This is a genomic window from Exiguobacterium sp. s125, from assembly GCF_018618605.1.
Classification (GTDB): Bacteria; Bacillota; Bacilli; order Exiguobacteriales; family Exiguobacteriaceae; genus Exiguobacterium_A; species Exiguobacterium_A oxidotolerans.
Window position 1 is genome coordinate 268,082 of record NZ_JACSMI010000001.1, and the last position, 21,772, is coordinate 289,853.

The window sequence follows — 21,772 nt, forward strand, 5'->3', positions numbered from 1 at the left end:
GAGGAAATTACAGATGAAAAAATTACTTGCACTCGTCATGATGGCCTTGATGGTATTCGCAGCCGCGTGTTCGACAGAGCAGCCAGGCAGTGACACAGAAAAAGAGACGAAGACAAAGGACTTTAAGATTGGTCTCTCAATCTCGACACTGAACAACCCGTTCTTCGTTTCACTCAAAGAAGGAGCCGAAGAAGAAGCAAAAGCACAAGGCGCAACACTGCAAGTCGCCGATGCACAAGATGATGCGGCAAAACAAGCAAGCGACATCGAAGACATGATTCAAAAGAAAGTCGATCTCATCTTGATCAATCCAACGGACTCAGCAGCAGTCGGTGCGGCCGTCCAAACAGCAAACGATGCCGACATTCCAGTCATCACAGTCGACCGGAACGCTGAAGCCGGTGACGTCATCGCCCACATCGCGTCGGATAACGTCGCAGGTGGAAAACAAGCGGGTGAATACATGATCGAACTCGTCGGCGACAAAGCGAAAGTCGTTGAACTTGAAGGAATTCCGGGTGCTTCCGCAACGCGTGACCGCGGCGAAGGGTTCCACGCGGCAGTCGACGGGAAACTGGACGTCGTTGCAAAACAATCAGCCAACTTCGACCGGGCAAAAGGTCTGTCGGTCATGGAAAACATTCTTCAAAACAACAAAGACATCAAAGCAGTCTTCGCCCACAATGACGAAATGGCACTCGGTGCGGTCGAAGCATTGAAAGCAGCCGGCATGGAAGATGTCAAAGTCATCGGATTTGACGCGACAGACGATGCCGTCAAAGCTGTTAAAGATGGCAAGATGGCAGGAACCGTTGCGCAAAAACCGACAGAAATCGGGAAGATGGGCATCGATACAGCGATCAAACACTTGAAAGGCGAGACAGTCGACAAGAACATTCCGGTCGAACTCGATCTCATCAAACAATAAGTCTTCTATCATCAGTCGCGCCGGAGCAATCCTTGAGCGGCTGATGTTTTTTTGCAGGAACTGGAATCCGATAAATCTATTCCTTGTTCCCGTACCTGTTTTTCTCTATAATGAAAGAAGCGTATATTATTGAAGGAGGATCATCGATGATCATTCATAACGTGGCTCTTGTCGGCCTCATCGTCGTTTCCGTTCTTCTCATCATCGTCGTTCTCTTGATGTCAGGCCGTACGGCTGGACTCGGAGCATTAACTGGTGGGGCAGAACAATTATTTGGTCGCCAAAAAGCTCGTGGCTTGGATGCGGTCCTGAATCGTGTGGCATCTGTTTTAGGAGCTTTATTCTTTATTTTGGCGTTACTCGTCGCTTTTTATAAGTGAGTATTGAAACGACAGCCGTACGTTTGCGCTGTCGTTTTTTCTTGTTTTCTCGATTTCTAAATTTTCATTTTGGGGTATAGAGTTAGAGGGGGAATCATTTTATGAAAATTACATTACCAAAACCATTCTTTTTTGAAGCCGGCAAACGGGCTGTCTTACTGTTACATGGCTTCACGGGATCGAGTGCCGATGTCCGGATCCTCGGTCGTTACCTGCAAAAACAGGGATATACATCACTCGCCCCACAATATAAAGGGCACGCCGCCCCACCCGAAGAGCTGACGAAGACCGGGCCAGCCGACTGGTGGCAGGACGTCCTCGACGGGTACGAAGAGCTCGTCGCGAAAGGGTACGACGAAATCGCCGTCTGCGGGTTATCGCTCGGTGGCGTCATGTCACTGAAACTGTCGATGAACCGTCCCGTCAAAGCGGTCATTCCGATGTGCGCACCCGCCTATATTAAAAGTGAAGACGTCATGTATGCAGGCGTTACCGAGTACGCTATCGAATTTAAGAAACGAGAAGGAAAGTCACCGGAACAAATCGAACAGGAAATGGCAGCGTTCGAACCGATGCCGACCTTAAAAGATTTACAAGCGTTGCTAAAAGACACACGCGATTCACTCGAAGATGTCTACGCACCGACACTCGTCGTCCAGGCCCGCAATGATCATATGATCAATACGGACTCGGCCAACATCATTCATGATGGTGTCAGTGCCTTCCAAAAAGAGCTGATCTGGTATGAGAACTCAGGTCATGTCATTACGCTCGACAAAGAAAAAGATAAGCTCCATGCGGACATTCATGACTTTTTAGAATCGTTGAACTGGAGCAATTAACTGGAGGTGTCACGTTGGAATTACGTGAACGAATACTCGAGGTCATCACGGCGGAAGAACGTCCGCTGTCGATCGATCAATTAACGAAAAAACTAGAACTATCGGATACAACAGAATTCAAAGAATTGATCCGGACGTTGAACGCACTCGAAGAAGAGGCACTCGTCGCCCGGACGCGTTCGAACAAATACGGCACGCTCGCGCAAATCGGGCAAGTCGCCGGGAAAATCTCCGTCCACCAACGCGGATTCGGATTCGTTTCACCGGAAGACGGTTCAGCAGGCGATATCTTCCTGCCGGCGCCGGAACTCGGCAACGTCTATAACGGCGACCGTGTCCTCGTCAAAGTCTTTGCCGAATCAAACGGCGGCGACCGCCGCGAAGGCAAGCTGCTGAAGATTCTTTCACGCGGACCGGCTGATTTCGTCGGGACGTTCGTCAGTCCTAAAGGACGGATTGAATCGATCGCCTACATCGAACCGGATGACTCGAAGCTGACGTTCTTACCGGTCGTCGCGGACGAAGATACGCTCGGTGCCGTCGATGGCCATAAAGTCCTCGCCCGGATCACAAAGTACCCGGACGGACGTTACGCCGGGACCGCAAAAGTCTTACAAATCATCGGTCATAAAAATGACCCAGGTGTCGATATCTTATCAATCGTCCACAAGCACGGCATCAACGTCGACTTCTCGGACGCAGCGATTGCGGAAGCGAACAACATTCCCGATCAAATCGATGAGAAGGACCTCGTCGGTCGCGTTGACTTACGTAACGAAGTCACAGTCACGATTGACGGTGCTGACGCGAAGGACTTGGATGATGCCGTCCACGTCAAAAGACTTGCGAACGGCAACTATGAGCTCGGTGTCCATATCGCTGACGTCTCACACTACGTCAAGGAAGATTCACCGCTTGACGAAGAAGCACGCGAACGCGGGACGAGTGTCTATCTCGTCGACCGAGTCATTCCGATGATTCCGCACCGCCTGTCGAACGGGATTTGTTCACTCAACCCGCACGTCGATCGGTTGACGCTGAGCTGTATCATGGAAATCGACAAGAACGGTGCTGTCGTCAACCAAGAGATTTTACAGAGTGTCATCAAGACGACGGAGCGGATGACGTATACCGATGTCCGGAAAATCATCGAACGCGAAGACGAAGAAGTGATTGCGAAATATCACGATCTCGTCGATAACTTCGATCAGATGGCGGAACTGGCAGCGATCCTCCGCGAACGCCGCTCGCGCCGCGGGGCGATCAACTTCGACTTCCCGGAAGCGAAGGTCCTCGTCAACGAAGAAGGCAAGACGAGCGATATCCTGTTACGGGAACGGTCCGTCGCTGAGAAGTTGATTGAAGAGTTCATGCTTGCAGCGAACGAAACAGTCGCCGAGCACGTCCAACATCAAAAACTGCCGTTCATGTACCGGATTCACGATGAGCCGAAATCTGAGCGTCTCGATACGTTCTTCAAGTTCATCGCCAACTTCGGCATCAATGTTGAACGCAAGGGCGAGTCGGTCACACCGAAGACGTTGCAGACAATCTTAAACGCTGTCGAAGGCGAACCGGAAGAAGCCGTCGTCAGTACGGTCATGTTACGGTCGCTCCAACAAGCGAAATATGACGTCGAGCCGATCGGTCACTTTGGTCTGTCGACCGATTTCTACACGCACTTCACGTCACCGATCCGCCGCTATCCCGACTTGATGGTCCACCGTCTCTTACGCGAGTACATCATCTTTAATGATAAATCGCAAAAGACACAGGACCGTTATGCGGAAATGCTGCCGGAAATCGCCGATCACGCCTCAAAACGTGAACGCCGTGCCGTTGACGCCGAACGCGAAACGAATGCCCTGAAGAAAGCCGAGTACATGGAGCAACACATCGGCGATACGTTTGAAGGGGTTGTCAGTGGCGTGACGAACTTCGGCATGTTCGTCGAGTTACCGAACACGATTGAAGGACTCGTCCACATCCAAGCGATGACGGATGACTTCTACCGCTATGATGAAGCGAACTACCAGTTGATCGGCGAACGGACGAAACAACAGTTCCGGATCGGCGATGTCGTCGAGATTAAAGTCACTGGTGTCAACATCGATGAGAAGACGATTGACTTCGCGGTCGTCGGGATGCCGGAACGCCAAACGAAAAAACGCTTTGAGTCGAAGACGATCCGCTCAAGCGGCGGACGTCCGGGACAAAAACGCGACGACAAGAAAGACGACCGTCGCGGCAAGTCGAAACGTCCAAGTAAGCCGAAGGACCAGGCAAAAGGCAAAGGCTTCGCCGGGAAAGACAAGAAGGATAAACCGCCATTCCATAAAGCGGTCTCGAATAAAAAACGGAAGCGCAAATAAGCGCTTCTGTTTAGAAATGTGGTGGAAGAGAGATGCCAAAAGGGACAAGTTCAAAAGTATTAGCCAACAACAAACGGGCGTCGTTTGATTATGCGATTGAAGATACGATCGAAGCGGGTCTCGTCTTGACGGGAACCGAAATCAAATCGGTCCGTAAAGGAAAAATCAGTATCGGCGACGCGTTCGTCCGCTTCGACGGCGGGGAAGCGATTCTCTGGAACTCGAACATCGCCCACTTCGAACAAGGGAACCGGTACAACCACGAACAGCTCCGTCCGCGGAAACTGTTGCTGCACAAAAAACAGATTGCGACCTTGATGGGATCGGTCTCGCGCGACGGTTACACGATCGTGCCGCTGAAGGTCTACATCAAGAACGGCTACGCAAAATGTCTGATCGGACTCGGCCGCGGGAAGAAGAAATTCGACAAACGTGACGATCTGAAGAAGAAGGATGCGAAGCGGGATATCGACCGTGCGTTACGCGACAAGCAAAAGTATTGAACCCGTAACACTTTTCTGCTATTATAATAGTATTCGGAAAGCCCCAATTTTATATCTTGGGGACGTTACGGATTCGACGGGGGTAGTTCGGTCTTCTGTGGCGTGTCGAGGGGTCGGCCTCGTTAAAACGCATCAGCCATAACTGGCAAAACTAACACACAACTCGCAGCAGCGTAACAGTTGCTACGGATCCTAGCAGCCGTCGCCTGGTCGGCTGATTTCTAGGGTCTCACTTTAAACAGGCTACGCTTGGACCCTTCCGTCTGGAGGGAAAGAGAAGAGATGGAATCAGACTGGTCGGACGGACGCCTGTCAATTGGCAGCCTGACGACGAGATCCCAATAAATTGACTACACACGTAGAAGCTTAAGTATACGATGCCTTCGGACGTGGGTTCGACTCCCACCGTCTCCATACCTTGAAGTAGCAAGAATTTAAAAAACACCATTATCCATTTTGGATGATGGTGTTTTTTGTTACTATAAGACTATCAATAGTTTACTGGGGGTTAAATCTATGAGGAGCAGAATTTATCAAAATTTAACTGAATTACACAATGCTGAATTGGAAGAAGTAGAAAAAATAATATCAAATTTTAATCAAAATATAGAGTATGAAATTAAAAATGTTAAAGGTAGAGATGTGATTAATAACAATGAAGTAGAAAAAGATTTAAGAATCGTATTAGACTATTATAAAGAATATTTAAACAGATATGCCAAATTGAAATTTCCAAATAGATCTTCTATTATGAGTGAAGTAATGAATATTATGCCGAATATTCATGTATATCATACTTATACTATCTTTAAATTTGATATTGAAAAATTTTTCTATAATATTGATTTTAAAAAAATACGAAAATATATAGATGATTTTATAAGCTTACATTCTCATGAAAAAAAATTTTTTGAAGTTTATACTAAAAATCAAAAAGAATTGATTCCAGGAGTAGGACTGCATAACTCGATGATGGAGATATTAGGACATTATTTTGATATGAAAATTAAAGAGAAATTTGAAAAACATTGTATTTATTATGCTAGATACGTAGACGATGGAATAATAATTTTTGATGAGGAAATCGATGAACTTGAGATAAAAAATGAAGTATCAAAATTACTTAAGAATATCTTTGGGGAGAATGTGAAGTTAAGTCAAAGTAAAACAAAATGCTATAAAAAAAGTTTTAATGGAAAAATTGATTTTGAATATCTAGGATATCATTTTTTAAGAGAACAAGGCAAAAAATTTAAATTTGGAATTGCAAATTCTAAGATCCAAAAATATCAACTGAAAATTGATGAATATATTGAAGAATATGTTTCTGGAAATCAAGATGAAGAAGCAGTAAAAATTTTAGATTTTAAAATTGATGCTTTATTTAAAAGAGTCGTATACTATGGCACCTCAAAAAATAGCACAGTTTCTAGATGGCAAGTTAGAGGAATAAGTGATAGTTACAAAGAGTTAAAAAGATTTATGGATGGAAATTCAGACGTTGAAAAAATCACTAAAAATACTTTTACTTTCTTTGAGAAGTACGTAGGAGTATCTTTTGGGAGAATTGGAAGAAATAGAATTGAGATTCCACGATGTATAAGAAATAAATTAAAAAATAAAAGATATTTAGCAAATTTTTATAAAAACAGAACTATCCTTATGCACCCTAACTTAGGCTGGAAGTATGACAAGCTGCAAAAATGTATGGAAGAAATTTATAAACTAAACACAATAAATAAATCATACGAAACTTTAGCAAAAGAATTTTTAATACACTATAAGTAAATCATCAGTAGGTCAAACTACAAACTTGTGTTAAGCGTATAGTATATTGACCTACCGAATCATTTTTAAACAAGCCCAAAAGAAAAGAGCTAATAAAAAACTCTCCGCTTTAGAAACTAGTTTGATATTGTGTAAAAACAAGATACCATTTCCTTATTAAGGGGTCAATAAATCATGTCTAAAAAAACTACATTTAACAGACAAAAAGAAGATTATCTAATATCAGATATACTTCCTTTTGAAAAAGGAAACTTTTTTACGAATAAGTATTTTTATGAATATATATTAGATAATAAAAAAACGGTAAATAAGATAACTAAAGGCATAAAAGCAGGTACAGAGACGTTTGATTCTAAGTGGCATTCATCCCCGTTAAAATTTAAAGTTAAAAAGAAGAATAACTTATTTAGAGAAATCTCAATAATGAACCCTCTAGGTTCTCTAGAGTCTTTAATATTTATGGAATGCTTTGAAAAAGATATATTAAATATTATACACAATAAAAAATCTTTTTCTGTTCGCAAACCACAAAAAGTGAACAGTTTAGTTTATAAAAAGGTTAGAAATCAAAAAGTATTCTATACTAACGACCTTGAAAAAAAGCAATTGCTTCTTAGCTTGGAATCTAGCGGCTCATATTTTAATCATAAACCCTTTAAAAAAATAACTGATTTTTATAATAGTAATTTATTTTCTTTTTATCAGGATAAATTTAGCAAGCTTTTATCTATTGATATTCAGGATTGTTTTCCAAGTATTTATACACATTCGTTCAAGTGGTTGATAAGTAAAAAAACGTATGATTCAAAAAATTTAGGAAAGACGTATTCTGTGTATAAAGGAATAGATTCCTTTTTACAGAACTTAAATGGTTCAAAAACCAACGGCATATTAGTGGGTCCAGAGATGATGAGACTATTGGCAGAATTTTTATTAGTACATATAGACGAACGAATAATGGAAAGACTTTTTTCAAAAAACATCATAAATGAAGTGGATTACAAAATTTTTCGCTTTGTAGATGATTATTTTATATTTACTGATAACAGCGAGGTAGAAAAAATTATTTCAAATGAAATTTCTGCTATTCTTAACCAATTTCATTTAAAAGTAAACGATAAAAAGTTTAAGCAATATGACAATTCATTTAGCTTTAATAAATGGATATATGAAACACAAAACTTTACACCATTGATTGAGAAAATAATGATAGAAAAAAAAGATGACGATTTTAGTTTTGATAACCTTTTTAAAGATATATCTGATTTAGGGTTGACCGAAGAGAATTCGAAGCAGATTAATCAGTGGATAAAAACTAATTTAATTATTGAAAATAAGCGTGCAAAGTATAACGATTTAAGGAATAGATTTTTAATTTTGCTTGAAAATACAAATGAGATTACTTTGACATCATCGTATGTATTGAGCGTAATATTAAATATAATTGAAAGATCAAATGATACAAATCACAAATTAAATATTAATACAAACGACTTGGTTTTAATGTTATTCTTTGTATACTCGAAAGATGTTACATATACTTCAACTCAAAAATTGATTAGAACATTAACGCTTTTAAAAGATAAATTCAATTTGGATATTAAAGAAAGTGTAGAAAAATGTTACGAAAGATTTGATTCAATTATTTTTAGCAATTATAAAAACGATTGGATAGACTTATTAGTGTTTAGTGCTATTTATAATATTCAATTTACTGTAAAAAGAATTGCTTCAATAACAAGTGAAATATTACAAGAAGAAAATCCGATTTTAATTGCAGGTCTGTGTCTTTACTATAATAGTATAAAGAACACAAAAAATATAAATGCAAAAGTTAATAAAATTATTCGAAATAACTTGTCAAAAACTAACTGGAATGATTTGTTTCAAGATGAGAAAATATGGTTTATTCTTATTTTTTATTCATATTCAGGTCTCAACCTAACAGTTAAACGAGAAATAAAATTGAAACTTAAAAAAAATATCGAAAATTTAGAAAGTACAAGTAGAGATGATTTAAAATCTGTATGTTTATCACAAAAATTAATACTAGAATTTATTTTAAATAAAGATAAGCACTTTATAGAATGGGATTTTGTTAAAGATAATTATTATTCTATGTATCATTACTTTACTAAGGATAGGACCATCTTTAATCCGGGTATGTTAAGTCAATTACAAATCTCTAGATAGATACTTTAGTAAAGTGTTTGTAATATAGTACATTATTTAAATTGGTGAGTAAAAATCTTTCTGAAGCGGAGCTGACATCTATGATACGACGTGCCACCTTGATGGACGGAAAGGCCTTATCGGATTTGATGCGACGGATTGATCGGGAAACAAAATATATGTTGTATGAACCGGAAGAACGCAGCATGTCGACGGAGCAAGCGGAAGCATTCATCGAACGATTTGGTCAGGCAGCAAACTCAGATATCTTCGTTGTTGATGTCGATGAGCAACTTGTCGGTTATGTGTTGGTCGTCGGTGGCAAACCAAGCCGAATCCGTCACCGGGCGAACCTTGTGATCGGCTTGCTCGATGCCTATACCGGTCAAGGGCTCGGTGCTGGATTACTCGAAGCCGTCGATGCCTTTGCCGTTGAAGCGGGACTCGTCCGGCTGGAACTGACAGTCCGGAAAGATAACCTGCGGGCAATCGAGTTGTATCATAAGTTCGGCTTCAACATCGAAGGGACACGAATTGCCTCGCTGTTCATTGACGGCGAGTACGTCGATGAACTGGCGATGTCGAAAATCTATACGACAGAAGAATCCTAAAAAAAGATGCTCGGTTGTCTCCTCTCAGATTGAGACGGGACAGACGAGCATCTTTTTTATTGGGACAATTTTTGTTGTTCAAAGTCGACTTCAAGGACATTTTTGGCGTAATCCTTGCCCCAGTCGTACATCGCGTCTAAAATCGGCATCAGGCTGTGACCATGTGGCGTCAACGAATATTCGACCTTCGGCGGAACGACCGGATACACTTCCCGGTGAATGATATGGTGATCTTCCAGCTCCCGTAACTGATTGACGAGCATTCGTTGCGTAATGCCAGGCATCAGGCTTTTCAGCTCTCCGAAGCGTTTGGTGCCTTCTTTACCAAGGTGCCAAAGGATCAGCATCTTCCATTTACCCCCGATGATCGATAGGGTCAATTCCTTTTCACAATTAAACTGCCGGTCTTCAAAATGTGGCATCAATCCACCTCCTTTTTCAGTATAGCCCTCTTGTCATCGATAGTATACTTTTCCGCACTATGTATGAAAAACCGCACTATGTAAATTAAAAGTGCGTACTTCCCAAGTTCGTCTATGAGGATTATATTTAGTCATGTTCCTTCACGAACGTCAGAAGGAAGTGCCAGGATCCATAAATAGAGAGAAGAATGGGAGAGATCAATGATGAAATTACAATTAGCAATTGATTTAGTAGATACAGCAGGTGCCATCGCTTTAGTCAAAGAAATTGGCGAAGAAAACTTAGATATCGTTGAGATCGGGACACCGGTCGTCATTAACGAAGGGCTCCGCGCCGTTAAAGAAATGAAAGCGGCATTCCCGAACTTAACGGTTCTCGCCGACTTAAAAATCATGGATGCTGCCGGCTATGAAGTCAGCCAAGCTGTCGCACACGGTGCCGATATCGTGACGATTCTTGGAGCAGCAGAAGATATGTCGATCCAAGGTGCGGTGGAAGAAGCGAAAAAATCAGGCAAGAAGATTTTGGTGGATATGATCGCTGTCAAAGATATTGCGACACGTGCGAAAGAACTCGATGAACTCGGTGTTGACTACATCTGTGTCCACACAGGTTATGATCTTCAAGCTGTCGGTCAAAACTCGTTCGAGGATCTCGCGACAATCAAGTCAGTTGTTAAAAATGCCAAAACAGCAGTTGCTGGTGGCATCAAAATGGAGACATTACCAGAAGTCATCGCAGCGCGTCCAGACCTCATCATCGTCGGTGGCGGGATTACCGGACAAGACGACAAACAAGGAACAGCGTCAACGATGCGTCGGATGCTGCAAGAGGCGTAAATGACACATATTCAAACGATTTTACAAGAGCTGACGTCGACGGTCGAAGCAATCGATCAAGCCGAGACGACGCAACTCGCCGAAGCTGTTCTGAAGGCAGACCGGATCTTTCTCGCTGGAGCCGGTCGTTCCGGCTTAATGGGCAAAGCGTTTGTCATGCGTCTGATGCACATGAACTTCGATGCGTATGTCGTCGGTGAGACGGTCACAGCGAACTTGCGTGAAGGGGACTTGTTGATCATCGGATCAGGATCCGGTGAGACGAAAACACTCGTCCCGATCGTCGAGAAAGCGAAACACATCGGTGGAACCGTCGCGGTCGTCACGATCGAGCCGACGTCGACACTTGCGAAGTTAGCGGACTTAACCTTGAAGCTGCCGGGAGTGCCGAAAGAGCGGACAGCCACGGCAGACGAAACGGTTCAGCCGATGGGATCATTGTTTGAACAAACGATGTTGCTGTTCTACGATGCCTTGATTCTTCACATCATGGCGGCGAAACAACTCGATTCAAAAACGATGTACGGCAAACATGCTAACTTAGAGTGAAATGGATATGTAAAAAAGATTAGTCCTCTTCTTAAAGTGAAGAAACGGCTAATCTTTTTTTGTAGTAGGGTTGATCCATTCATTACATCCATGACTGATTGGTCAGAATTTCTGAGCAATTTTTTGGTGTAAGGAAACTTGGATTCCCTTATTTTTGTAAATTAAATGCCAAACGTTGTTGTGAAACGTGCGATACTAAACGCATGACGAATCTTACGAAGGAGAGACACATGCGATTTAAACGATTTGATTTGATCATCACATTGCTTCTTGCGACTATCTTGACCGGTTGTGCAGAACCGGAACAACTTCGCTCCTCGAGTCATCAAGAAATGAAATGGATCGATGATACCACGGCTGATGGTGGAACGGCATCAGATGCCATCGTGAAGAGGATTAAAGTGGATGCATTTCCGCAAGATGCAGCTTCTTTTGAAGAGGGAGTCCGTCGCCACCTGAAATTTCAATTCAAGGACGGGACGTCGGCACATCCGACGGCGACCGATTTATGGAGCAGTGCCGTCGTCGGGGACCATGCCACGGCGACACTCCATTATCCGAAAGGGGCAAATCGCCTTGCCATCTTGACGTATCAACGACAAGCAGAGACCTGGATTTTAAAAGACATCCTGTTTGAAGACATCAAGCCGATAAAAGCTACCAGTGCGGCAAACGGTCTGAAACTGCCGTTCTCGACATTTCAAGCAATTGAGAGTAGTACAATTTCTAATCAAGATTCCAAGATGCTGTGGCTATTTCATACGAAAACGGATGCTGTAGTGATTACGGTCCTCCCGAAGCAGGACGTTGCTTCGTCTGACTGGAAAACAAGTACACTTGCAGACGGCCGAACGGCTTATATGCAGGAGAACAATCAAGGGGCGAACCTGTATTATGCGGACGGCGATCAACTCGTCCTTGTGACCGGCAATCTGTCGCTTTCACAACTGAAGCAGTTGGCGGTGACGATTACGCCTGTCAGCTCAGACAGTTTCCCTTACCCGATGTAACGCTAAAACCCGGACGCCAGGCGGCATCCGGGTTTTTTGTTACCATTTAAAATCAAAATCAGCCCCGACATCTTTCGCGAGGTGGGCATCCGATCCATAAACGAGTGGAATCGATAAAGACTGCGTGACTTGCAGGAGTTCCGGGTAAGGATAGGAAAGACCACATAACGGCTTACGAAGTCCTGCCGTGTTGACGTCGAGCGTGAAGTCCGCCTGACGGATTTTCCGTAACGTATCGTCAAGGTTCACCGGGTTTGACTCGAGCGGATAGGCTTGGATGAACTTTGTCGGCAACGTCAAGTGACCGAGGCGCTTCGGTTGGTGTTTCCCTAAGTCCGTCATGACGAGTGCCTGGATGCCTTCGTAGTAGCGCTCGTGGGCGGCTGTGACGCTGCCGAGTTTCGTGACGATCTCACCAAAACTTTCTTTACTGAAGTCGACCATGTAATAACGGTCCTCGATCCAGAGGTAATGTAGCGACAGAATGCCGTCCGTCAGCTCGGGGCCGTAGCGGGCGATGATGTCACGTGTCCCGTCGACGTCATGCTCCCAGTAGTCAAACTCCATCCCGATTCGGATCTCGATATCGTTTTTATATGTCTCGCGTAACGTTTTCAGTTCTTCGATGTAGCGTTCTGCCGTCGCAAACGACATCCCGGAGTCGTTATCGGGTGCCGGATCGGTGAGTCCTTCCGGCAACGGGGCGTGCTCGGTGAAGCTGATCCGTTCGAGACCTTGTAACAGGGCGCGTTCGATATACGCTTCGAGCGGATCCTTCGTTCCGTGCGGACAATACGGGCTGTGGACGTGACCGTCCCATTTCATTAAATGCATGACAAAACCTCCGATATGTTTTTTTAGGTAGTAAAACAGGCAAAAGGATTGACAAGCGGACCGCAAAAAAGGTATCTTATCGTTAAATAATTTAGCGTGGTACAGTGATAATAAGATAAAGGAGTGGCGACATGCAATCATTTTCTACGATTCGACTCAAGGACGGGGCGACAGACTATGTCGGACCGTCAGCAGAACGTCTGCAACGGGTCATCCGTCAGCTTGAGGATGGACTCGAACAATCTAACTATACCCGATTAATCACACCTTTAATTGAAGAAATTGGTGGACGGGAACAAATTCGGATGGACTTTACGACAAGTGTCGCCCGCGCCCTCAGTGAGCGTGGCCGTGAACAATATAAGCGTGTCTTTTACAGCGGTTCGGTCTTTCAGCCGGAAGAGAAGTTCCAAGTCGGGTTTGAGGAACGGGGCGAGATCGCAGCCGTCGAAGCGATTCAGCTGGCTGTCCGCCTGATTGAAGAGTTGACGGGCAAAGCAGTCACGTTATCGATCGGCGACGCCGGACTGATTGAACATTTGATCGAGACACGGGTCGGTGATCACCACTTGCGTGACCAGGTGACGCAGATGCTACGGTTGCGGAACGTGATTGAACTGAAACAAATCGCCCGGGAACTCGATGATGAATTGTTGGCAAAACTCCCACTGTTATTCGGACGTGAAGGCGCAGAACAAATCTTACCGTTCGTCGATGAAACACGCTTGAACGCCGTCCTTGATTTAGCGGACGCCGTCAATGCCGATCTCGACTTCGGACAGATGGGCTTACAGACCTATTATGACGGCGTGACGATCCACGGCTTCATCGATGGTGTGACGGAGCCGGTCTTAGTCGGCGGTCGTTACGACCGGTTATATGAACAGTTTGGTCAACAACAACAAGCGTTCGGCATCGGATTTTCGGTCGAACGGCTTGCGGAGGTGCTGTAAATGCGAATCGGAATCACGAAAGGACGCCTGTCGAAAGCGACCGAGCGTTACTTAAAAGAAGCGGGCGTCGAGACATGGGGCGCGATTGAACGTGAATTGATCGTCAAACGGGGCGAGCATGAATTCGTCTTCATGAAAGGATCGGACTTAATCCCGTACGTCGCCCAGGGCGTCCTTGACGTCGCGATCACAGGCAGTGACATCTTACTTGAGTCGGATCAAGAGTTATCGGAACTGACGGAGTTACCGTTCGGCGTCTGCCGGATGTCGGTCTGTGCGAAAGAGCCGCTCCAGTTCGAAGGCGGACGCCGGGTCCGGATCGCAACGAAGTATCCGGTCATCGCAAAACGCTACTTCAGTGAACTCGGCGTCGACGTCGATATCGTCCCGCTGAACGGATCGGTCGAATTGGCACCGCTCCTCGGACTCGCCGATGCAATCGTCGATATCGTCGAGACAGGCGAGACGTTACGGGCGAACGGACTGAACGAATATGAAAAAATCATCGACATCAGTGCCCGGTTCTTTACGAGTGAATGGACACTCAAACGCAAGCGGGTCGAAGTGATTCAATTACTGGAACAGCTGACAGAAGGAGTGACACGGTAATGGCAACGACAAAAAACTTCAGCGTCGACCGTGAGACGGAACAAGCCGTCCGGGCGATCCTTGAAGCGGTCGCAACTGATGGCGACGCAGCAGTCCGTCGTTATACGGCACAGTTCGACAACATCGAGCTGACGGATTTGCGATTAGACGAAGCACGGATTCAACAAGCATTCGAGCAAGCGGACACGAATTTAATCGACTCGCTCAAATTAATGGCGACACGCCTCGTCGAGTGGCACGAACAAGAGTTACCGTCCGACATCGAACTCGTCGAAGCAGACATCACACGGCGCCAACGGTTTCTTCCCGTCGATTCGGTCGGGATTTACGTCCCGGGTGGTGCGGCAAGTTATCCGTCGACCGTCCTGATGAACGCGATTCCGGCAAAAGTTGCCGGTGTCGAACGGATCGTCATGGTGACACCCGTGACAGGACTGACGGATGAAGTCTTAGTCGCGGCTCAAATCGCCGGTGTGACGGAAATCTATACGATCGGTGGCGCGCAAGCCGTCGCCGCATTGACGTTCGGTACGGAAACGATTGGTGCCGTCGACCTGATCGTTGGACCGGGGAACCGGTTTGTCGCCGAAGCAAAACGCCAAGTCTACGGGATCGTCGGGATTGATTCCGTTGCCGGACCGTCGGAAGTCGTCGTCATCGCGGATGAGACGGCGCACCCGGACCGGATTGCCGCTGATTTACTCGCCCAGGCGGAACACGACCGGGACGCGGTCGCGATTGCCTTCGTCCCGACGGAAGCGATGAAAGCGGACGTCGATGCCAATATCGAAACACGCCTGCAACAACTGCCGCGTCAGGAGATTGCACGCCGGGCGATGGAAAACGGTGGTGTCTTCGTCGCCTCGCTCGAGCAAGCGATCGAGGAAGCGAACCGCCTGGCAGCCGAACACTTGGAACTCGCCGTCGCCAATCCGCAGGATGTCGTCAAATCGATTCGTCATGCCGGGATGATTTTCCTCGGTCACGAAACGCCGGAGACGCTCGGTGATTACGTCGCCGGAACGAACCACGTCTTACCGACGTCAGGGACGGCACGCTTCGCGTCCGGCTTATCGGCCCGGACGTTCCTGCGTCACCAGACGATGCTCGAAGCGACACGAGAAGGTGTCCAGCGTCTTGCCAATGCCGCGAAGACCGTTGCCCGGGTCGAAGGACTCGAAGCACACGCACAAGCGATAGAAGTGAGGGAAAACTGATGCGACTCCACCAAAATGAACGCTTTACTGCTCATAGTACAGTTGGAATCGAGACGATTAAACAACTCGTCGAGACGTTTCCGTTAAACGAATATCCGGTCGAAATCATCGACCAAGTCAAAACGTCTTACAGCACCTATGCCGGTGTCCGCCCGACACAACTCGTGGCCGGGAATGGCTCCGATGAACTGATCGGTTACCTTTGTGCCCGCTACGCTGGTCCAGAGTCACCGGTCATCGCGTCACAACCGGACTTCGTCATGTATCAGTTTTATGCCGACCGCGCGCGGGGCGACTTCAGCAAAGTCCCGCTCCTCGACGGGATGGCACTCGACGTCGATGGCTTGATTGAGGCACCGGGGAACATCATCTTCATCAGTCACCCGCACAATCCGTCGGGGATTTTACGAAAAGAAGCCGACGTGCGCCGGTTACTCGACAGCGGCAAATACGTTGTCATCGATGAAGCGTATATCGACTTCGCCCTCGAGCAGTCGATGGTCGGCTTACTCGAGGAGTATCCGAACGCCATCATCCTCCGGACCTTATCAAAAGCGTTCGGACTTGCGTCCCTGCGCCTTGGCTTCCTGATCGCCAGTGAAGCGATCGTTGCGGAAGTCGAACAAATCAAGTCGCCGTACAATGTATCCGGTCTTTCGGCAGCGGTCGGGATCGCCATCATGGCCGAACCGGAACTTGATCTTGTCTTAGCGGAAACGTATGCGAGCCGGGACACGATTGCCCGTCTCGTCGAGCCGCTCGGAACAACCTATCCGAGTGCCGCGAATTTCGTTTATGTCGAATACGATGAAGCGGAACGTTTTACTGAACGGTGCGCCAAAGCCGGACTGCGGATCCGCTTGTTTGACGGAGCGTTCCGGATCAGTTGTGGTTCGGTTGAAGCAATGAACGTACTAGAAAGATGTGTAGAGGAGGAAATGCAATGCGTCGTGGGACAAGCGAACGAGTAAGTTCAGAATCAGAAATCAAGGTCGCGGTCGACCTCGCGGGAGGCCCGGTCGAGATCAAAACAGGCGTCGGCTTCTTTGATCACATGTTGACGTTATTCGCTTTTCAAGCGCGGATTGGACTCGTCATCGAAGCGAAGGGCGATCTTTGGATTGATGCCCACCATACGGTCGAAGATACAGCGATCGTCCTCGGGGCTGCCTTGACGGAAGCACTCGGCGACAAGGCCGGGATTGAACGCTACGGCGAATCGCGTGTACCGATGGATGAGACACTCGCGTCCGTCGTCCTCGACTTCAGTGGACGTCCCTATACGGTCTTCCGCGCTGAATTCAAAAATCCGAAGCTCGGTGATTTTGACACGGAGCTCGCGGAAGAGTTTTTCCAAGGCTTGTCGCGGAGCGCGCGGATGACGATTCATGCCGAGGTCCTCTACGGCTCGAACACGCACCACATGATTGAAGGCTTGTTCAAAGCACTCGGACGGGCAGTTCGCCAAGCGATCGCCGTGACGAGTGAAGGCGTGCCCTCGACGAAAGGACTGATTGATCAATGATCGCAATCGTAGATTATGGCGTCGGGAATATCGCGAACATCGAACGGGCATTAAAAGAACTCGGGGAAGCGGTCATCGTCACGAGTGACATCGAACTGCTCGGACAGGCAGAAGCACTCGTCCTGCCCGGCGTCGGTGCCTATGCCCCGGCGATGGCCCGGTTAAAAGAGACCGGCTTGATTGACTTCTTACAGGACCAAGCGACGAAAAAACCGTTCCTCGGGATTTGTCTCGGGATGCAGTTATTGTTTGAATCGAGTGACGAAAACGGTCGGACGCAGGGTCTGGGCATTTTACCGGGAACGATCGAGAAGTTACCGGAAACGGTCCGCTTACCCCATATGGGCTGGCACGAACTGACGAATCACGGCGAAGCTGTCTATTTCGTCCACTCGTACGGTGCCGTCTGCGAACCGGACTGGATCATCGATTCCGTCGAATACGGTCGACTCGTCCCGGCAATCGTCCAAAAGGACTTAGTGACGGGGATGCAATTCCACCCGGAGAAGAGTGGCGAAGTCGGACTGAAATTACTTAAAGAATGGAGAGAGACGACATGCAACTCTACCCAGCAATCGATTTAATGAGCGGACAAGCCGTCCGCCTCAAGCAAGGTGATTTTCAACAACAAACTTTTTTCGGGGATGCGCTGACCATCGCAAAACGGTTTAAGGACGACGGTGCGACAGCAATTCACCTGATTGACTTAGATGGGGCGAAAGCAGGCGAACCCTTGCACTTGAGCCTGATCGCCGATATCAAAAAAGAGACCGGACTGTTCGTTGAAGCAGGCGGCGGTGTCCGCAACATCGAGACGGTCGAAGCGTACGTCGGTGCTGGGATTGACCGGATATTGATCGGGACGGTCGCCCTCGAGGACGAAGCGTTGCTCGAACAGATGATTGAGAAAGCCGGTGACAAATTAGCGGTTGCCCTGGATGCAAAAAACGGTATCGTCCAGACACGCGGCTGGCTCGAAGCAAGTGATTGGACGCTCGAACGGGCAATCGAACACTTGATTCAAAAAGGTATCAAGACGTTTTTATATACCGACATCTCGCGCGACGGGATGATGCAGGGACCGGACGTCGACGGACTCGACCGCTTGAAACGGGACGGCGTTGAACTGATTGCTTCCGGTGGCGTGACGACGGTCGAAGATGTCGCCCGCTTAAAAGAAATCGGGATGGACGGTGCCGTCATCGGCCGTGCCTTACTCGACGGGTCACTCTCGTTGAAAGAGGTGCTGACCGTATGTTGATGAAACGGATCATTCCCTGCCTCGACGTCAAGGAAGGCCGTGTCGTCAAAGGCGTCAAGTTCCAAAACTTACGTGACCTCGGTGATCCCGTCGCCGTCGCGAAGTACTACTATGAACAAGGGGCGGACGAACTCGTCCTGCTTGATATCTCGGCGACACAAGAAGGACGGGAGACGATGCTCGATATCGTCGAGCGGGTCGCTGAAGTCATCTACATGCCGTTTACGGTCGGCGGCGGGATCAAGACGCTTGAGGACGCGAAACGCCTGATCCGCGCCGGTGCCGATAAAGTCTCTCTCAATTCGTCCGCTCTGCAGAATCCGCAACTTGTCCATGACGTCAGTCAGTTGTTTGGTGTCCAAGCGACGGTCGTTGCGATCGACGCCAAACGGACGGGCGACTCGTGGGGGGTCTTCTCACACGGCGGGACACAAGCTGTCGGTCGGGACGTCATCGAGTGGGCGCAGGAAGTCGTTGCGCTCGGCGCCGGTGAGTTACTCGTCACGTCGATGGATGCGGACGGGACGAAGGACGGCTATGACCTGGAACTGATTCAACGGTTACGCGACGTCGTCAACGTGCCGATTATTGCGTCCGGCGGTGTCGGGACACTTGAACATTTAGCCGAGGGTCTCGAAGCAGGTGCCGACGCTGCACTTGCCGCTTCGATTTTCCACGAAGCGACGTATTCGATGCCGGAGACGAAGGATTACTTGAAGGCGAGAGGAGTCGACGTCCGATGATCGAACTGAATTTTTCAAAAGGACTCGTTGCGGCGGTGATTTTAGACGAAACAACGAACGATGTCCTGATGGTCGGGTTCATGGATCAGGCCGCTTACGACAAAACGCTTGCGACCGGACTCGTCACGTTTTTCTCGCGGACGAAAAACCGGCTCTGGACGAAGGGGGAGACGAGCGGACATACGCTTGAGCTCCGTCGCATGTGGATTGATTGTGACCAGGACAGTCTGTTGATCACGGTCAAAGCGAATGGTCCGACGTGCCACACCGGCAACCGGACATGTTTCTATACAGAAGTGGAGGTGCCCCATGCTACATGAATTAGAGCAGACAGTAAAAGAAAAAATCGCAGCGAATGAGGACTCTTCGTACACGAACTATCTCGTCCAGTCTGGACGCGAGAAAATCGCGAAGAAGTTCGGGGAAGAAGCATTCGAGGTCGTCCTCGCAGGCGACGACACACTCGCGGAAGAAACGGCAGACCTGCTGTACCACTTGACGGTCTTGCTTGCTGACCGCGGTGTCTCGTATAAAGAAGTCGAAGCCGTGCTGAACGAACGACACGGTACGAAATCGACGTTCAAAGATCGTCCGGATATCGAACGGTGGTAAATCCGAAATCCACATTCCTTTGCGGGAAGTGGATTTTTTTGATGAAAAATCGGGAATAGGTTACAGTGCCCAGGACGTCATCAAATTGACAGAATGTTTTAATAGGCAGTCTTGCTGTTCGGGCGTATAATCAAGGGCATAGTCTGTCTTGTTTAGAAAGTAGGTGTTTGTTTGATCACAAAAAAAGAAATTACGAAAACGATTAAGGAACAGTCCAAAGAAACGCTCGAGGAGTTACTCGCCAAAGGGGATTCCTTGAAAGAAGAAATCGCCAGTGCGGTTACACACGGGCTCGGTGTCATCTTCAGTATCGTGGCACTCGTGTTGCTCGTGTTACAGGCGACGAAATCCGGTAGTGCATGGAACATCACGGCGGTCAGCATCTTTGGCGCGACGATGATTTTACTTTATCTGTTCTCGACATTGATGCATTCGCTGATGCATACGAAAGCGAACAAAGTCCTGCAAATTCTCGATCACGCAGGCATCTATCTCTTGATTGCAGGGAGTTACACACCGTTCGCGTTGATTACGTTACGCGGACCACTTGGTTGGACGTTGCTCGGCATCGTCTGGGGCGTCGGGACGCTCGGGATGATTTGGAAACTCTATTCGACGGGGAAACACGTCTGGATTTCGAACGTTTCTTATTTGGTGCTCGGCTGGTGTTGTCTCTTCGCCATTAAACCGATTTATGAAGCACTTGGTTTACAAGGGTTCTTGTTACTACTCGGCGGTGGACTCGCGTACTCACTCGGCGTCATCTTTTACGTTTGGGCTCGTTTGCCGTACAATCATGCGATTTGGCATCTGTTTGTTCTCGCAGGAAGTGTCTTGATTTTCCTCTCGATTTTCTATTACGTGGCACCGGCACCGATGTCATGAAGAAACTTCGCTTGCGGGACTGGCTTCCCTTTTCACTTTATTTATTGTTCGGACTCGGATTGCTCCTTTATTTCCGCTTGTCGGGGATGATGGAGCAATTTGATTTAGAGGCGTTGTCGAACTGGATTCTCGCGCAAGGCTTTCCCGGCATGCTGCTCTATGTCCTCGCTTATACAATCCGTCCACTCGTCTTTTTCCCGGCGAGCTTACTGACGATGTTCGGCGGTTATACCTATGGTCCGTGGCTCGGCACGTTGCTTGACGTCATCGGCGCGGGAACAGGCAGTTTACTCAGTTTTTGGATTGCCCGCCTGCTCGGACGGCGCGCTGTCGAGAAAATCATTGGGACCGGTAAGCTGACGGTATTCGACGACCGGATTGCTTCGAACGGTTTTACAGTCGTGTTGCTCGTCCGCTTGATTCCATTGTTTCCATTTGATGCAATCAGTTATGCGTCCGGTCTATCAAAAATTAAATTTAAGCAGTTTGCACTTGCAAGTTATCTCGGTATCATTCCTGGGGCGTTCGTTTACAACAACATCGGGGCGAGTCTGCGCGATCCGTTTTCGTGGCAATTTTTCTTAGCTGTCTTTTTATACGTATTGTTTTTTGCAGTTGGTTTTTTTGCACAACGATCTTTACGAAAAAAACAAAAGAGAGAGCATATGTAAGCGCTTTATGTCATAATATGAGTGCAGTGATGTGAACCGATACGG

Annotated in this window: 23 protein-coding genes, 1 other RNA gene and 1 pseudogene; 23 read left to right on the forward strand and 2 right to left on the reverse strand. The window is 47.3% G+C overall.

Annotated elements, in window-relative coordinates; translation table 11 throughout:
• Positions 1–13: 13 nt before the first annotated feature.
• The 9 genes from rbsB to KNQ05_RS01290 all read left to right on the forward strand — a co-directional run bounded on the left by rbsB (position 14) and on the right by KNQ05_RS01290 (position 9,596).
• On the forward strand, positions 14–928 hold the full coding sequence (rbsB, locus tag KNQ05_RS01250) for a ribose ABC transporter substrate-binding protein RbsB (RefSeq protein WP_214766857.1): 915 nt from the start codon (positions 14–16) through the stop codon (positions 926–928).
• Positions 929–1,074: 146 nt separating this feature from the next.
• Positions 1,075–1,308: a preprotein translocase subunit SecG gene (secG, locus tag KNQ05_RS01255; protein ID WP_029331335.1), complete on the forward strand. Its 234-nt coding sequence runs from the start codon at positions 1,075–1,077 to the stop codon at positions 1,306–1,308.
• A gap of 101 nt (positions 1,309–1,409) precedes the next feature.
• Entirely contained in the window at positions 1,410–2,150 is a 741-nt protein-coding gene (locus tag KNQ05_RS01260; RefSeq protein WP_214768830.1) for an alpha/beta hydrolase, read from the forward strand.
• 14 nt (positions 2,151–2,164) lie between these two features.
• Entirely contained in the window at positions 2,165–4,522 is a 2,358-nt protein-coding gene (rnr, locus tag KNQ05_RS01265) for a ribonuclease R (protein ID WP_214804308.1), read from the forward strand.
• A 32-nt stretch (positions 4,523–4,554) separates the two neighbouring features.
• Complete coding sequence (smpB, locus tag KNQ05_RS01270) at positions 4,555–5,025, forward strand: SsrA-binding protein SmpB (protein ID WP_088837732.1); 471 nt, start codon at positions 4,555–4,557, stop codon at positions 5,023–5,025.
• 58 nt (positions 5,026–5,083) lie between these two features.
• Positions 5,084–5,442: a transfer-messenger RNA gene (ssrA, locus tag KNQ05_RS01275) on the forward strand.
• A gap of 99 nt (positions 5,443–5,541) precedes the next feature.
• Positions 5,542–6,813, forward strand: coding sequence for a reverse transcriptase domain-containing protein (locus tag KNQ05_RS01280; protein ID WP_214804309.1), 1,272 nt, complete (start codon positions 5,542–5,544; stop codon positions 6,811–6,813).
• Positions 6,814–6,987: 174 nt separating this feature from the next.
• Positions 6,988–9,006, forward strand: coding sequence for an RNA-directed DNA polymerase (locus KNQ05_RS01285; protein WP_214804310.1), 2,019 nt, complete (start codon positions 6,988–6,990; stop codon positions 9,004–9,006).
• A gap of 80 nt (positions 9,007–9,086) precedes the next feature.
• Positions 9,087–9,596, forward strand: a complete 510-nt coding sequence (locus KNQ05_RS01290) for a GNAT family N-acetyltransferase (RefSeq protein WP_041256191.1) — start codon at positions 9,087–9,089, stop codon at positions 9,594–9,596.
• A 56-nt stretch (positions 9,597–9,652) separates the two neighbouring features.
• On the opposite strand, the gene hxlR is transcribed toward KNQ05_RS01290, so the two are convergent.
• Positions 9,653–10,018, reverse strand: a complete 366-nt coding sequence (gene hxlR / locus KNQ05_RS01295) for a transcriptional activator HxlR (protein WP_131972332.1) — start codon at positions 10,016–10,018, stop codon at positions 9,653–9,655.
• Between the two features lie 204 nt (positions 10,019–10,222).
• Between hxlR and hxlA the strand changes: the two genes are divergently transcribed.
• The 3 genes from hxlA (at position 10,223) to KNQ05_RS01310 (ending at position 12,417) form a co-directional block, all read left to right on the forward strand.
• Positions 10,223–10,858, forward strand: a complete 636-nt coding sequence (gene hxlA / locus KNQ05_RS01300; protein ID WP_026827605.1) for a 3-hexulose-6-phosphate synthase — start codon at positions 10,223–10,225, stop codon at positions 10,856–10,858.
• Positions 10,859–11,407, forward strand: coding sequence for a 6-phospho-3-hexuloisomerase (gene hxlB / locus KNQ05_RS01305; protein ID WP_214766870.1), 549 nt, complete (start codon positions 10,859–10,861; stop codon positions 11,405–11,407).
• 230 nt (positions 11,408–11,637) lie between these two features.
• Positions 11,638–12,417, forward strand: coding sequence for a hypothetical protein (locus tag KNQ05_RS01310; RefSeq protein WP_214804311.1), 780 nt, complete (start codon positions 11,638–11,640; stop codon positions 12,415–12,417).
• 39 nt (positions 12,418–12,456) lie between these two features.
• Here KNQ05_RS01310 and hisJ read toward each other — a convergent pair whose 3' ends face one another.
• On the reverse strand, positions 12,457–13,251 hold the full coding sequence (hisJ, locus tag KNQ05_RS01315) for a histidinol-phosphatase HisJ (protein WP_214766874.1): 795 nt from the start codon (positions 13,249–13,251) through the stop codon (positions 12,457–12,459).
• A gap of 131 nt (positions 13,252–13,382) precedes the next feature.
• Between hisJ and KNQ05_RS01320 the strand changes: the two genes are divergently transcribed.
• The 11 genes and pseudogenes from KNQ05_RS01320 to KNQ05_RS01370 all read left to right on the forward strand — a co-directional run bounded on the left by KNQ05_RS01320 (position 13,383) and on the right by KNQ05_RS01370 (position 21,727).
• Positions 13,383–14,204 carry an ATP phosphoribosyltransferase regulatory subunit gene (locus KNQ05_RS01320; RefSeq protein WP_214766876.1) on the forward strand — a complete coding sequence of 274 codons (822 nt, stop codon included), beginning with the start codon at positions 13,383–13,385 and terminating at the stop codon, positions 14,202–14,204.
• The gene (gene hisG, locus KNQ05_RS01325; RefSeq protein ID WP_029331313.1) at positions 14,205–14,813 is read left to right on the forward strand and encodes an ATP phosphoribosyltransferase; all 609 of its coding nucleotides are present in this window, start codon (positions 14,205–14,207) and stop codon (positions 14,811–14,813) included. It abuts the gene before it with no gap.
• Positions 14,813–16,030, forward strand: a complete 1,218-nt coding sequence (gene hisD, locus KNQ05_RS01330; protein ID WP_214804312.1) for a histidinol dehydrogenase — start codon at positions 14,813–14,815, stop codon at positions 16,028–16,030. Before hisG ends, hisD begins: the two co-directional genes overlap by 1 nt.
• The gene (locus KNQ05_RS01335) at positions 16,030–17,001 is read left to right on the forward strand and encodes a pyridoxal phosphate-dependent aminotransferase (protein WP_214804313.1); all 972 of its coding nucleotides are present in this window, start codon (positions 16,030–16,032) and stop codon (positions 16,999–17,001) included. The genes hisD and KNQ05_RS01335 overlap by 1 nt, the downstream gene beginning before the upstream one ends.
• Entirely contained in the window at positions 16,974–17,555 is a 582-nt protein-coding gene (gene hisB, locus KNQ05_RS01340; protein ID WP_088837717.1) for an imidazoleglycerol-phosphate dehydratase HisB, read from the forward strand. Before KNQ05_RS01335 ends, hisB begins: the two co-directional genes overlap by 28 nt.
• Positions 17,552–18,139 (forward strand): imidazole glycerol phosphate synthase subunit HisH, encoded by a 588-nt coding sequence (hisH, locus tag KNQ05_RS01345; protein WP_088837716.1) that lies wholly within the window; start codon positions 17,552–17,554, stop codon positions 18,137–18,139. The genes hisB and hisH overlap by 4 nt, the downstream gene beginning before the upstream one ends.
• Positions 18,112–18,816, forward strand: a complete 705-nt coding sequence (gene hisA / locus KNQ05_RS01350) for a 1-(5-phosphoribosyl)-5-[(5-phosphoribosylamino)methylideneamino]imidazole-4-carboxamide isomerase (RefSeq protein WP_029331308.1) — start codon at positions 18,112–18,114, stop codon at positions 18,814–18,816. Before hisH ends, hisA begins: the two co-directional genes overlap by 28 nt.
• Positions 18,810–19,559, forward strand: a complete 750-nt coding sequence (gene hisF, locus KNQ05_RS01355; protein ID WP_029331307.1) for an imidazole glycerol phosphate synthase subunit HisF — start codon at positions 18,810–18,812, stop codon at positions 19,557–19,559. The genes hisA and hisF overlap by 7 nt, the downstream gene beginning before the upstream one ends.
• A pseudogene (gene hisIE, locus KNQ05_RS01360) lies at positions 19,556–20,171 on the forward strand (bifunctional phosphoribosyl-AMP cyclohydrolase/phosphoribosyl-ATP diphosphatase HisIE). Before hisF ends, hisIE begins: the two are co-directional and overlap by 4 nt.
• A 201-nt stretch (positions 20,172–20,372) precedes the next feature.
• Positions 20,373–21,056 carry a PAQR family membrane homeostasis protein TrhA gene (gene trhA, locus KNQ05_RS01365; protein ID WP_201302359.1) on the forward strand — a complete coding sequence of 228 codons (684 nt, stop codon included), beginning with the start codon at positions 20,373–20,375 and terminating at the stop codon, positions 21,054–21,056.
• Positions 21,053–21,727: a TVP38/TMEM64 family protein gene (locus KNQ05_RS01370; RefSeq protein WP_088837713.1), complete on the forward strand. Its 675-nt coding sequence runs from the start codon at positions 21,053–21,055 to the stop codon at positions 21,725–21,727. The genes trhA and KNQ05_RS01370 overlap by 4 nt, the downstream gene beginning before the upstream one ends.
• Positions 21,728–21,772: the final 45 nt, after the last annotated feature.